Source organism: Klebsiella sp. RC2 (genome assembly GCF_014192815.1).
Classification (GTDB): Bacteria; Pseudomonadota; Gammaproteobacteria; order Enterobacterales; family Enterobacteriaceae; genus Klebsiella; species Klebsiella variicola.
Genome location: NZ_JACHYL010000009.1, coordinates 23,811 through 35,984, shown reverse-complemented (window position 1 = coordinate 35,984; position 12,174 = coordinate 23,811). Strand labels below are relative to the sequence as shown.

Sequence of the window (12,174 nt, the reverse complement as noted above, 5' to 3'; positions counted from 1 at the left end):
GGGGGAAGGAAAATCCTCATACCTGCGGCAACAGGCCGATAAAGCTGCGTTTCTGCCGCGGCTGCGACATCATCTCCTCCAGCTTTTCGACGCAGGCTAAATAGTGCGGCGTCTTCTTATGCGCCAGCACCGCCTCATCGTCTTTATAGGCTTCGTAGATAAAAAAGCGGGTTTTCACCTCGGGATCCTGCAGGACATCAAAGCGCAGGTTGCCCGGCTCCTGCAGCGCGCCTTCGTGGTTGGCGCGAAACACCTCAAGAAACTCATCCACCCGCTCGGGTTTAATATTGATCTCCACCAGCGTCACATTCATTTCAGCTCTCCCTGTTTCTCTTCCTGCCAGAACTGATACGCTTCGCGCGCGTTCAGATTCTCATGCACCACCTTTTTCACCGCCTTCAGCATCGCGCGTGGGGCGCTGGACTGGAAAATATTGCGCCCCATATCCACCCCGGACGCCCCCTGATCGATCGCCCGCCAGCACATCTCCAGCGCCTCATGCTCCGGCAGTTTTTTACCGCCGGCAATCACGATCGGCACCGGACAGCTGGCGGTCACTTTTTCAAAGCCTTCCTCAACGAAATAGGTCTTCACAAACTGCGCCCCCATTTCGGCGGCAATCCGGCTGGCCAGCGAGAAGTAGCGCGCATCGCGGGTCATCTCTTTGCCGACGCCGGTAACCGCCAGGACCGGCATACCGTAGCGATTGCCGGCATCCACCAGTTTGATGATGTTATTGATCGACTGATGTTCGTATTCGCTGCCGATATAGACCTGCGCCGCCACCGCGCAAACGTTGAGACGCAGCGCGTCTTCCATCGCCACCGCCACGCATTCGTTGGAGAGTTCGCTCAAAATCGAATTGCCGCCGGAGGCGCGGAGCACCACCGGCTTATTGGTGGCCGCCGGTACCTGGCTGCGCAGTACGCCGCGGGTGCACATCAGCACATCGGTGTCGGCAAACAGCGGCGCAATCGACAGGTCGATACGCTCCAGCCCGGTGGTTGGCCCCTGGAAGTAGCCATGATCGAAGGCCAGCATCACCGTGCGGTTGCTGTGCGGATTAAAGATGCGCGCCATCCGCGACTGCATGCCCCAGTCCAGCGAGCCGCAGCCTTTCAGGGTATACAGCGTATTCTGCTGCGGGCGGTCGATACCGAAGTCCTTACCTTCTTTGATGTCGTCTAAATCAGCCATCTCATCCTCCGTCAGAAGTCGTAGTTATTGATGTTCTCTTTGCTGAACACCACGCGCTCCGGCAGCAGCACGATACCGTTGCCCTTCGCCTCATACTGGTAGCCCTGCACGCTATTCGGTTCGACCTTCAGCGAGCCGATATCTTTCACCTCAACGCTGTCGCCGACGTTAAGATCGCCCTTTTTCAGCAATCGATCGGCGACGTTAACCGCAATTTTGCCCTGCTGAACCACATCCCACAGGCCGAACGCTTTCACCGTGCCGCGCTCAACGTACGGGCGCATCACGTTCGGCGTACTAAAGCCGACGATCGCCACGCCCTGACGCTTGAGGTTCTCCGCCGCCTGCGCCGCCGCCGGCAACGCATTGGCATCCGGCGCGATAATGGCGTCGAGATCCGGATACGCTTTTAAGATCCCCTCGGCGGTTTGCAGCGATTTGGTGGCATCGTTATAGCCAAACTGGGTGGTGACGATTTGCCACTGCGGATGCTCTTTTTCGATTTTGGCTTTGGCTTCCTTCACCCACTGGTTCTGGTCGGTCACCGTCGGGCTGGAGTAGAAAAACGCGACTTTGGCGGCAGGTTTGCTGACCTGCTTTTCCGCCATCTCCACCAGCAGGCCGCCGAGCTGCTGCGGCGTGCCCTGGTTGATATAGATGCTGCGGCACTCCGGTTTGGTATCGGAATCCCAGGTCAGGACTTTCACCCCGCGCTGCATCGCCCGCTTCAGCGCCGGGCACAGGCCGTCCGGCGAAACGGCGGAGACGATAATCGCGTTGTAGCCCTGGTTGACGAAGTTGTTGATAAGCTGCACCTGGCCGGAGACGCTGGGCTCGGTGGGGCCGTCATAGGTGACATCAACGCCCAGCGCTTTCCCCGCCTCTTTCGCGCCGTTGCCGCCGCTGGTAAAGAAGCCGACGCCGACCAGCTTAGGAATAAAGGCGATGCGGTCCGCCGCTTGCGCGGTAACCACGCTCATCGCCAGCGCCAGCGCGCTGACCTGCAGGATACGTTTTGTTTTCATTGTTGTGCTCCGATTGTTCTATGCGAGAAAAGACGCCGCCAGGTCGCGCGCACCCATTCACGGTGCAGGCTCAGCGAACGCCCCATCACCACCACAACCAACAGCGCCCCTGACAGCGCGCTCGACACCTGGTTGGGGATGCCGACCATCTGTAAACCCTGTTGCAGATACCCCACCAGCAATGCCGCCAGCGCGGTACCCAGTATCGATCCCGAGCCGCCGTAAATATTGGCCCCGCCGAGCACCGCCGCGGTCAGCGCCGGCATCAGCAGGTCGCGGCCTAAATCCGAACGCGCCGAGCCGAAATAGGAGACCATCACCAGCGCCGCGACCGCCGAGGCGACGCCCACCAGGCCATACAGCACGTACGGGATGCCGTTCACCGACAGCGCGGCATAGCGCGCGGCGCGCGGGTTTTGCCCGAGTAAAAAGAGATGGCGGCCAAAGCGCCCGCGATGGGCCAGCAGCCAGAAGAGAAAGGTGATAATCGCGAACAGCACCAGCGGTAGCGGCAGTCCGGCGAGGGTTAAATTGGCGATGGCGGTGAAGCTATCGGGAAAACCGCCAATCCCCTCGTAACCGGTCGCGCCGGCCATCCCGGAAAGCAGCAGCGCGCCGCCGCCGTACAGATACAGCGTACCAAGCGTGATCACCAGCGGGCTGATGCCGGTGTAGTGGATCAGCGCGGCGTTGAATAACCCGCACAGCAGTCCCAAGAGCAACGTCAGCGATACCGCCAGCCACAGCGGCCAGGCCGCCTGGGTCATCACCCCGAGGGCGATGGCGCACAGGCCGATGGTCGAGCCCAGCGAAATATCGATCCCGCCGCTGATGATCACCAGCGTCAGCGGCAGCGCGACAATACCGATGCAGATAAAGTCGCTGGTGCTAAAGAGCAGCATATTGAGATCCAGCATGCGCGGATTCAAGGCGCCGAACAGCAGGATTTCCGCGATCAGCAACGCCAGCAGCGCGCTTTCCCAGTTAAGCTTCAGCTTCATTTAAGCCACCTCTTTGCTTTTGCGTTCGGGAAAGCGGGCAACCTGTTTGCCCCCTTTATTACCGGGCTGGAAACGGCTGTACTTTAGCGCCCGCTGATGGCGGGCCAGCGCCTGGCGCAGGCGGCCATCGAGCACCAGCACGCCGAGCAGCACCAGACCGGCGATAAAGTCATTCCACCAGGCGGGAAGGCGGAACAGCACCAGTACGGTGTCGATTTGGGTAAGGAAAAAGGCGCCGAGAAACGCGCCGAGCAGCGTACCGGTACCGCCAAGCAGCGAGATCCCGCCCAGTACGCAGGCGGCGATGGCTTTCATCTCCAGGCCGCTGCCGGTCTGATTAGGCACAAAACCAATCTGCGCGGCGAAGACGATCCCGGCGCAGGCCGCCAGCATACCGTTGAGGGTAAAGGCCAGCATCCGCGTGCGGTTGACCGCCACGCCCAGCTGGCGCGCGGCGGCGAGGTTATCGCCAACGGCGTAAAAATCACGACCAAAGGCGGTGCGCGACAGCAGCCAGCCGCCCGCCAGCAGCAGCGCCAGCACCAGCCAGCCCAGCGGCGACACGCCGATAAACGCCGGCTCCGAGAGCGACTTCAGGCTGTCGGGCAAGCCCTCGATCCATTTCCCGCCGGTCCACAGCAGCATCACCCCGCGATACAACCCCAGCGTGCCGAGCGTCGCGACGATCGCCGGAATGCGCAGCCCCACCACCAGCAGGCCGTTAAACGCCCCGGCCAGCGCGCCAATCGCCAGCGCAAAGGCGATAGCCGTCGCCAGCCCGTAACCGTTGTTCAGCGCCACGCCGACGGCGATGGCGCACAGCCCAACGGTGGAGCCTACCGACACGTCAATATTGCGGGTCAGCATCACCAGCGTCGCGCCCAATGCCAGCAGGCAAAGGATCTGCGAGCTGGCGAAAATCATCGCCAGGGTCTGCAGGCTGAAATAGGCTGGATTGAGCGCCACCAGCACGGCAAAGAGCGCCACGATGGCAAAGAAGGCGCTCAGTTCGCGATTCTTCAGTAACGTTTTCATGCCTGCCCTCCGAAGGCCAGGGTCATCATGCGATCGACGGTCACCGCCTGTCGCGCCAGCTCACCGCTGTAGCGGCCCTGATGCATCACCAGCACCCGGTCGGCCAGGCCAACGAACTCATCCACATCGGAGGAGATCATCAGCACCGCCACGTTTTGCGCGGCAACGCTTTTTAGCAGTTGATAGATATCGGCGCGGGCGGAGACATCCACGCCGCGCGTCGGCTCATCGACAATCAGCAGTAACGGATTAGCTTCCAGACAGCGCGCCAGCAGCACCTTTTGCTGGTTACCGCCAGAGAGAGTGCGCACGGGCTGATCGCCATCGGCCAGCTTGATCCCCAGCGCCCGGTGATAGCGTTCAACCACCGCCGCCTCCCGTTTCCCCTGCTGCCACCACGACGGCTGATTGAACATCACCGTGTTCCAGCGCACCGGCGCATCGAGAAACAGCCCCGAGACCTGACGGTCTTCCGGGAGATAGACCAGCCCGCTGGCCAGCCGGGCGCGGGTACTGTCGCGGCTAATCTCGCGGTTCTCCAGCCAGATCCGCCCGGCGCGCGGAGGACGCAGGCCGTATAAGGTTTCGGCAAATTCGGTGCGCCCGGATCCCACCAGTCCCGCCAGACCGACGATCTCCCCGGCGCGGATCTCCAGATTGAGATCGATAAAGCCTTCTCCGGTAAGATCCTCCACCCGCAGCACGGGAAAATCCTGCGCCTGGGTGCGGCGGTTGCCCGGCAGCGCCAGCCACAGCTTTTGCGTGTCGCTCAGCGTATGGTCGCGGCTGGCCGGCGTCATAGCGCTAATCAGTTGCTCATCGCGGTAAGTTGCGGTCTCGCCGCTCAGCACCACCGCGCCGTCGCGCATCACCGAAATATGGCTGGCAAGCTGGCGGATTTCGGGCAGTTTGTGCGAGATAAACACGATCCCCACGTCCAGCACCTGTAACGCGCGGATCTGGCTAAACAACCTCTCCGTTTCGCCCGGGGTTAAAGAGGCGGTGGGTTCATCCAGGATCAGGATCCGCGCCTCGCGCATCAGGCCGCGCAGGATCTCGACCATCTGTTGATCGGCCACTTCCAGCGTGCTGGCGCTGGCATCGAGGTTGATCTGGCAGTTCAGCTGCCGCAGTTTGTCCTGCAGTCGCGCGACGGTATCCGCCCGCTTCGGCAGGCGGAAAAGAATGTTCTCGCGCACGCTGAGGTTGGGAAACAGCATCGGCTCCTGCGGCACCAGATAGATGCCCAGCTGGTGGGCCAGCGCCGGGCTGAGGCGCGCAAACGCGCGGTCGCCGATCGTCAGTTCACCGCTATCCGGCGTTTCAACGCCGGCGATGATCTTCATCAACGTCGATTTACCCGCGCCGTTGCCGCCCATCAGCGCATGCACCTGGCCCGCGCCTAGTGTGAAATCAATGCCCTTGAGCACCGCAACGCCGGAGAACTGTTTGCAAATCTGGCGAGCTTCAAGCAGTGGCTTCATCATCGCGCCTCGATTGAACAAATGATTTTTAAATTTAATAATGTTCAAAAGCGTAGACGGTGAACTATATTTACAACCGTGCGAAGATCACACTTTGGCGCTTTAGATCCTCAGGAAAAAATGGGCCAGCGATGAAAGATCCGTTTTGCCAGTCGGCTCACACTTTCCGACCGCGCAATAGCGAACATATGATCTAAATTTTTATAAGAGTTCAATTTATGAGCGAAAAACGCATTACGGAAGAGAACCGCTACGCCGGGCTGGCGTTAGCCGAGGAAGAGCTGGTGGCGCGGGTGGCGTGGTGCTACTACCACGACGGCCTGACGCAAAATGACATCGGCGAGCGTTTGGGGCTGCCGCGGCTGAAGATTTCCCGTCTGCTGGAGAAAGGCCGCCAGTCCGGGGTGATCCGCGTGCAGATTAACTCGCGCTATGAGGGCTGTCTGGCGCTGGAAAGTGAACTCCAGCAGCGCTTTGGCCTCAAGATTGCCCGCGTGCTGCCGGCGCTCAACACCCCGCCGATGAATACCCGGCTGGGTATCGGCGCGGCGCAGTCGCTGATGGGCATTCTGCAACCGGGTCAACTACTTGCGGTCGGGTTCGGCGAAGCCACCATGAGCTGCCTGCAGCATCTCAGCGGCTTTATCGGCTCGCAGCAGGTGCGGCTGGTGACCCTCTCCGGCGGCGTCGGCCCCTATATGACCGGCATCGGCCAGCTTGATGCCGCCTGCAGCGTCAGCATTATTCCGGCGCCGCTGCGGGTCTCTTCGGCGGAGGTCGCCGAGATCCTGCGCCGTGAGTCGAGCGTGCGCGACGTTATCCTCGCAGCAACGGCGGCGGACGCGGCTGTGGTTGGCATTGGCGCCATCGATCAGCGGCGCGACGCCACGATTTTACGCTCCGGCTATATCAGCGAGGGCGAACAGCTGATGTACGCGCGCAAAGGCGCGGTCGGCGACATTTTAGGTTATTTCCTGCAGGCCGACGGCCGGCCGGTAGAAGGACTGGAGATCCATCGGGAACTGCTCGGCGTAACCCTGGATGAGCTGGCGCAGCTGCCAACCATCGTCGGCGTCGCCGGGGGAGAAGAAAAAGCGCAGGCGATTTATGCCGCTCTGACTGGAAAGCGCATAAATGGCCTGGTAACGGAAGAGACAACAGCACGCGCGGTGCTCGCGCTGGCCTCCTGACGGCCTGGCGCCGCGCGACAACAGCGAGGCGCATGTCATGAGTTACCTGTTAGCGTTAGATGCCGGGACCGGCAGCATTCGGGCGGTCATTTTCGATCTTAATGGCCGCCAGCTGGCGGTAGGCCAGGCCGAATGGAAACACCTGAGCGTCGATAACGTCCCCGGCTCGATGGAGTTCGACCTTACCACCAACTGGCAGCTGGCCTGCCAGTGTATTCGCCAGGCGCTCAACGCCGCCAGGCTCTCTGCCGCCGATATTCAATCCGTCGCCTGCTGTTCGATGCGCGAAGGGATCGTCCTCTATGACCGCGACGGCGAGGCCATCTGGGCCTGCGCCAACGTCGATGCCCGCGCCAGCCGCGAAGTGGCGGAGCTTAAGGAGATCCACGACTATCGTTTTGAATCCGAGGTATACGAGGTCTCGGGACAAACCCTGGCGCTTAGCGCCATGCCGCGCCTGCTGTGGCTGGCGCACCACCGCCCCGATATCTACCGCAAAGCGGCAACCATCACCATGATCAGCGACTGGCTGGCGGCGAAGCTATCCGGCGAGCTGGCGGTCGACCCGTCAAACGCCGGCACCACCGGCATGCTCGACCTGTTCAGCCGCGACTGGCGTCCGGCGTTGCTGGATATGGCCGGGCTGCGCGCCGATATGCTGTCGCCGGTCAAAGAGACCGGTACCCTGCTGGGCGCCGTCACCGAAGCGGCGGCGCAGCAGAGCGGCCTGCGCGCCGGGACGCCGGTAGTGATGGGCGGCGGCGACGTCCAGCTCGGCTGTCTGGGCCTTGGGGTGGTGCGCGCCGGGCAAACTGCGGTACTCGGCGGCACTTTCTGGCAGCAGGTGGTCAACCTGCCGCAGGTGCGCACCGATCCGCAGATGAATATTCGTGTTAATCCTCATGTCATTCCCGGCATGGCGCAGGCGGAATCGATCAGCTTCTTTACCGGCCTGACCATGCGCTGGTTTCGTGACGCCTTTTGCGCTGAAGAAAAACTGATTGCCGAGCGGCTCGGCGTCGATGCCTATTCGCTGCTGGAGGAGATGGCCAGCCGCGTGCCCGCCGGTTCCCACGGCGTGATGCCTATTTTTTCCGACGCCATGCACTTTAAGCAGTGGTACCACGCCGCGCCGTCGTTTATTAACCTCTCCATCGATCCGGAGAAGTGCAACAAAGCGACCCTGTTCCGCGCGCTGGAGGAGAACGCAGCGATTGTCTCCGCCTGCAACCTGGCCCAGATTTCGCAGTTCTCCGGGGTAACATTCGAGAGCCTGGTGTTTGCCGGCGGCGGCTCTAAAGGCGCGCTGTGGAGCCAGATCCTCAGCGACGTCACCGGCCTGCCGGTGCGGGTGCCGGTGGTTCGCGAAGCCACCGCGCTGGGCTGCGCCATCGCCGCCGGAACCGGCGCCGGGCTGTATGACGATATGGCCAGCACCGGAGAGCGGTTAGTGAGCTGGCACCGCGAGTTCACCCCAAATCCGCAGCATCGCGAGCTGTATCAGGAGATGATGAGCAAGTGGCAGACGGTGTACGCCGATCAGCTTGGCCTTGTCGATAGCGGGCTGACAACGTCGATGTGGCAAGCGCCGGGTCTGGAGCGCCGCCAGCGCGTAGCCCCCTCACCCTAACCCTCTCCCGGTGGGAGAGGGAACCGTTCGGCACAGGCCTTGAATACCGATGCCGATCCGCCTTTCCCCCTCGCCCTTTGGGTGAGGGAACCGTTCGGCACTAGCGTTGAATATCGGTGCCGGTCCGCCTTTCTCCCTCTCCCTTTGGGAGAGGGTCGGGGTGAGGGACAACGTGTTCCGTTCTTTGAATTCCATCACAATCACCGCACTCCCCTTTTCCCTTTTTCTTCGCGACGGCTAAATTAGTAACTCATCCGACCACATAACAATAATTTTACATTGGAAGCCACTATGAGCCGCTATCCGTCGCTTTTCGCCCCGCTTGAGCTGGGCTTCACAACGCTCAAAAACCGCGTGTTGATGGGCTCGATGCACACCGGGCTGGAAGAGCTGCCGGACGGCGCGCAGCGGCTGGCGGCCTTTTACGCCGAGCGCGCCCGCCACGGCGTGGCGCTGATCGTCACCGGCGGCATCGCTCCCGCGCCCTCTGGCGTCACCATGGCCGGCGGCGCGGTACTCAACGATGCCAGCCATCTGGCGCACCATCGCCATATTACCGACGCGGTACATCAGGAAGGCGGCAAAATCGCCTTGCAGATCCTGCATACCGGCCGTTACAGCTACCAGCCCGCGCTGGTGGCCCCCTCGGCGCTACAGGCGCCGATTAACCGTTTTACGCCCCATGAACTGAGCCACGATGAGATCCTGACGCTGATCGATGATTTTGCCCACTGCGCCCAACTGGCGCGTGAAGCGGGCTATGACGGCGTCGAAGTGATGGGTTCTGAGGGCTATCTGATTAACGAATTTCTCGCCGCGCGCACCAACCAGCGCGACGACCAATGGGGCGGCGATTATGCCAGGCGCATGCGTTTCGCCATTGAAGTGGTTAAGGCGGTGCGCCAGCGCGCCGGCCACGATTTCATTATCATCTACCGCCTGTCGATGCTCGATCTGGTCAACGACGGCAGCACGCTGGCGGAAGTCACCGAACTGGCTAAAGCGATTGAAGCGGCGGGGGCGACAATTATCAACACCGGGATTGGCTGGCACGAAGCGCGCATTCCGACCATCGCCACGCCGGTACCGCGCGGAGCGTTCAGCTGGGTCACCCGCAAGCTGAAAGACGCGGTGTCGATCCCGTTGATCACCACCAACCGCATCAACGATCCGCAGGTCGCGGAGGATATTCTCGCTCGCGGCGATGCCGATATGGTATCGATGGCCCGCCCGTTCCTCGCCGACGCCGAATTTATGTCTAAAGCGCAGCGCGATCGCGCCGGGGAGATCAATACCTGTATCGGTTGCAACCAGGCGTGTCTCGATCGAATCTTCGTCGGCAAAGTCACCTCCTGTCTGGTCAACCCGCGCGCCTGTCATGAAACCCTGATGCCGGTCCTGCCGGCCAACGCGCCTAAACGGCTGGCGGTCGTCGGCGCCGGGCCTGCCGGTCTGGCCTTCGCCGTTAACGCCGCCGCTCGCGGTCATCACGTCACGTTGTTCGATGCGCTCCCGGAGATCGGCGGCCAGTTTAATATCGCCAAACAGATCCCCGGCAAAGAGGAGTTTCACGAGACGCTGCGTTACTACCGCACCATGCTCGATCTTCATGGTGTCGATCTACGCCTGAACACCCGCGTCACGGCAGACGATCTGCTGACGTTCGATGAGACAATCCTCGCCACCGGTATCGCCCCGCGCCTGCCGGCGATCGACGGGATCGATCATCCCAAAGTGCTGAGCTACCTGGATGTCTTGCGTGATAAAGCGCCGGTTGGCGCGAAGGTGGCGATTATCGGCTGCGGCGGCATCGGCTTCGACACCGCGATGTTTTTAAGCCAGTCGGGCATGGCCACCAGCCAGGATATCGGCGAGTTCTGCCGCGAATGGGGTATCGATACCAGCCTGCAAACGGCGGGAGGGCTGCATCCTGAAGGCCCGCAACTGAGTAAAAGCCCGCGACAGATTGTGATGCTACAGCGCAAAGCCAGCAAACCGGGCGAAGGGCTCGGCAAAACCACCGGTTGGATCCACCGCGCGACGCTGCTGGCGCGCGGCGTGAAAATGATCCCGGCGGTCAGCTATGAAAAGATCGATGATGAAGGGTTACATGTCATTATAGGCGGCGAGCGCCAACTGTTGGCGGTCGATCAGGTGGTGATCTGCGCCGGTCAGGAACCGCGCCGCGAGCTGGCGGAACCGCTGCGCGCGGCAGGGAAAACGGTGCATCTCATCGGCGGTTGCGACGTGGCGGCGGAGCTGGATGCGCGTCGGGCGATTGCCCAGGGCACAAAACTGGCGCTGGCGATTTAGCCGTGTCCCGGGGGCGGCGCGATGCGCCTTCCCCGGGCTACCACGATAATCCCGTACGCTAGCCCGGCTAAGGCGACAGTCGGTAGCCCGGCTAAGGCGACAGCCGCAAGCCGGGGGGAAACAACAAAAGGAATCAGCGCTGCTTACGCACCTTCGTTGCTTTCAAAATGACAAACTTATTGTTCGTCGCAATCGTCGTGCAATTACCAAAAGCGCGCTTCAGCTTACGGAAGTAATCGAGGTGGCGGTTGCCGACGACGTACAGCTCGCCGCCATATTTCAGGCTGCGGCGGGCATCGTTAAACATCTGCCAGGCAATATGGTCGGTAATCGCGTGCTGCTGATGGAACGGCGGATTACACAGGATCGCCGTAAAGCGATCCGGCTCAATGCCGGAGAGCGAGTTATTGACCATAAATTCACAGCGTGCGATATCGTCCGGCAGGTTGCGCTCGACGTTCAACCGGCTGGAAGCCACCGCCATGTGCGACTCATCGGTGAACATCACGCTGGCGTTTGGGTTTTGCGCCAGCGCCTGCAGGCCAATCACCCCATTGCCGCAGCCGAGATCGGCGATCTCGCCTTCTAGATCAGACGGTAAATGCTGCAGGAAGAAACGCGCGCCGATATCCAGTCCGCTGCGGGCAAAAACGTTGGCGTGGTTATGGATGGTCCACGGCGTGCCGTCCAGCTTCCAGCTGTAGGTTTGCGGCGCATCGGCAAGCTTGGGGGCGGTGAAAACGCAGTGGATCAGACGCGCTTTTTTCCACGCCAGCGAGGTGGTGGTGGTGCCGAGGATTTTTTCAAACAGCGCCAGCGTCGAGTTGTGCACATCACGGGCTTTCGCCGCGGCGATAATGCGGGTTTCCGGCGTGACCACTTCGCGCAGGGCGCGCAGCTGCTGTTCCAGTAGCGCCAGCTGTTTTGGCACCTTAATCAGCACCAGCGCCGGCGCAGCCGGTAGCGGGCTCAGGCTATCCTGAAAGCGCACGCTCTCTTCATCGATACCGTTCATCCGCAGGTTGTGGCGGGTCGCCAGCTCGGAAATAAAGGAGTCGTTGATGCTGACCGGGTTGCGCGCCGCCAGCGCGCAGGCGAGCGCGCCGAAGCCGTCGTTGAAGATGAGCGTCAGGCCGTCGACGTCATTCACCTGTTGCAGCAGATATTCATCCGCCGCTTCCCATGCCTGTAGCGCTTCTTCTTCAGCGTTAGGTGGGAACCGCTCTAATGTGAATAACTCACCGTTTAACTCTGCCTGGCTCATCGCCTCTCCGCCTCCGGAATACTAAAACCCGCGAG

General features: G+C 61.5%; 10 protein-coding genes. 3 read left to right on the top strand and 7 right to left on the bottom strand.

Annotated features, from left to right (window positions below; all coding sequences use genetic code 11):
* Positions 1 to 16: 16 nt before the first annotated feature.
* From lsrG to lsrA, 6 genes are read right to left on the bottom strand one after another with little or no spacing between them, the layout of a single operon-like run.
* On the bottom strand, positions 17 to 313 hold the full coding sequence (gene lsrG / locus FHW76_RS23295; RefSeq protein ID WP_002917723.1) for a (4S)-4-hydroxy-5-phosphonooxypentane-2,3-dione isomerase: 297 nt from the start codon (positions 311 to 313) through the stop codon (positions 17 to 19).
* Complete coding sequence (gene lsrF, locus FHW76_RS23290; protein WP_012967199.1) at positions 310 to 1,197, bottom strand: 3-hydroxy-5-phosphonooxypentane-2,4-dione thiolase; 888 nt, start codon at positions 1,195 to 1,197, stop codon at positions 310 to 312. The genes lsrG and lsrF overlap by 4 nt, the downstream gene beginning before the upstream one ends.
* An 11-nt stretch (positions 1,198 to 1,208) precedes the next feature.
* Positions 1,209 to 2,222: an autoinducer 2 ABC transporter substrate-binding protein LsrB gene (lsrB, locus tag FHW76_RS23285; RefSeq protein WP_008806564.1), complete on the bottom strand. Its 1,014-nt coding sequence runs from the start codon at positions 2,220 to 2,222 to the stop codon at positions 1,209 to 1,211.
* Positions 2,219 to 3,223 (bottom strand): autoinducer 2 ABC transporter permease LsrD, encoded by a 1,005-nt coding sequence (lsrD, locus tag FHW76_RS23280; protein WP_101139599.1) that lies wholly within the window; start codon positions 3,221 to 3,223, stop codon positions 2,219 to 2,221. Before lsrD ends, lsrB begins: the two co-directional genes overlap by 4 nt.
* A complete protein-coding gene (gene lsrC / locus FHW76_RS23275; protein WP_016161856.1) occupies positions 3,224 to 4,258 on the bottom strand; it encodes an autoinducer 2 ABC transporter permease LsrC in 1,035 nt (344 codons plus the stop codon).
* On the bottom strand, positions 4,255 to 5,742 hold the full coding sequence (gene lsrA / locus FHW76_RS23270) for an autoinducer 2 ABC transporter ATP-binding protein LsrA (protein WP_183477049.1): 1,488 nt from the start codon (positions 5,740 to 5,742) through the stop codon (positions 4,255 to 4,257). Before lsrA ends, lsrC begins: the two co-directional genes overlap by 4 nt.
* A 218-nt stretch (positions 5,743 to 5,960) precedes the next feature.
* Between lsrA and lsrR the strand changes: the two genes are divergently transcribed.
* From lsrR to FHW76_RS23255, 3 genes are all read left to right on the top strand, one after another.
* Positions 5,961 to 6,932 carry a transcriptional regulator LsrR gene (lsrR, locus tag FHW76_RS23265; RefSeq protein WP_012540508.1) on the top strand — a complete coding sequence of 324 codons (972 nt, stop codon included), beginning with the start codon at positions 5,961 to 5,963 and terminating at the stop codon, positions 6,930 to 6,932.
* A gap of 37 nt (positions 6,933 to 6,969) precedes the next feature.
* Entirely contained in the window at positions 6,970 to 8,562 is a 1,593-nt protein-coding gene (gene lsrK, locus FHW76_RS23260) for an autoinducer-2 kinase (RefSeq protein ID WP_183477036.1), read from the top strand.
* Between the two features lie 291 nt (positions 8,563 to 8,853).
* Complete coding sequence (locus FHW76_RS23255; protein ID WP_110220890.1) at positions 8,854 to 10,875, top strand: NADPH-dependent 2,4-dienoyl-CoA reductase; 2,022 nt, start codon at positions 8,854 to 8,856, stop codon at positions 10,873 to 10,875.
* A gap of 133 nt (positions 10,876 to 11,008) precedes the next feature.
* Here FHW76_RS23255 and rlmG read toward each other — a convergent pair whose 3' ends face one another.
* The gene (gene rlmG / locus FHW76_RS23250) at positions 11,009 to 12,139 is read right to left on the bottom strand and encodes a 23S rRNA (guanine(1835)-N(2))-methyltransferase RlmG (RefSeq protein WP_012967193.1); all 1,131 of its coding nucleotides are present in this window, start codon (positions 12,137 to 12,139) and stop codon (positions 11,009 to 11,011) included.
* Positions 12,140 to 12,174: the final 35 nt, after the last annotated feature.

Bases quoted from the DNA above. Each gene is read 5' to 3' on its own strand.
- lsrG (WP_002917723.1), bottom strand. From the start codon at position 313: ATGAATGTGACGCTGGTGGAGATCAATATTAAACCCGAGCGGGTGGAT.
- lsrF (WP_012967199.1), bottom strand. From the start codon at position 1,197: ATGGCTGATTTAGACGACATCAAAGAAGGTAAGGACTTCGGTATCGAC.
- lsrB (WP_008806564.1), bottom strand. From the start codon at position 2,222: ATGAAAACAAAACGTATCCTGCAGGTCAGCGCGCTGGCGCTGGCGATG.
- lsrD (WP_101139599.1), bottom strand. From the start codon at position 3,223: ATGAAGCTGAAGCTTAACTGGGAAAGCGCGCTGCTGGCGTTGCTGATC.
- lsrC (WP_016161856.1), bottom strand. From the start codon at position 4,258: ATGAAAACGTTACTGAAGAATCGCGAACTGAGCGCCTTCTTTGCCATC.
- lsrA (WP_183477049.1), bottom strand. From the start codon at position 5,742: ATGAAGCCACTGCTTGAAGCTCGCCAGATTTGCAAACAGTTCTCCGGC.
- lsrR (WP_012540508.1), top strand. From the start codon at position 5,961: ATGAGCGAAAAACGCATTACGGAAGAGAACCGCTACGCCGGGCTGGCG.
- lsrK (WP_183477036.1), top strand. From the start codon at position 6,970: ATGAGTTACCTGTTAGCGTTAGATGCCGGGACCGGCAGCATTCGGGCG.
- FHW76_RS23255 (WP_110220890.1), top strand. From the start codon at position 8,854: ATGAGCCGCTATCCGTCGCTTTTCGCCCCGCTTGAGCTGGGCTTCACA.
- rlmG (WP_012967193.1), bottom strand. From the start codon at position 12,139: ATGAGCCAGGCAGAGTTAAACGGTGAGTTATTCACATTAGAGCGGTTC.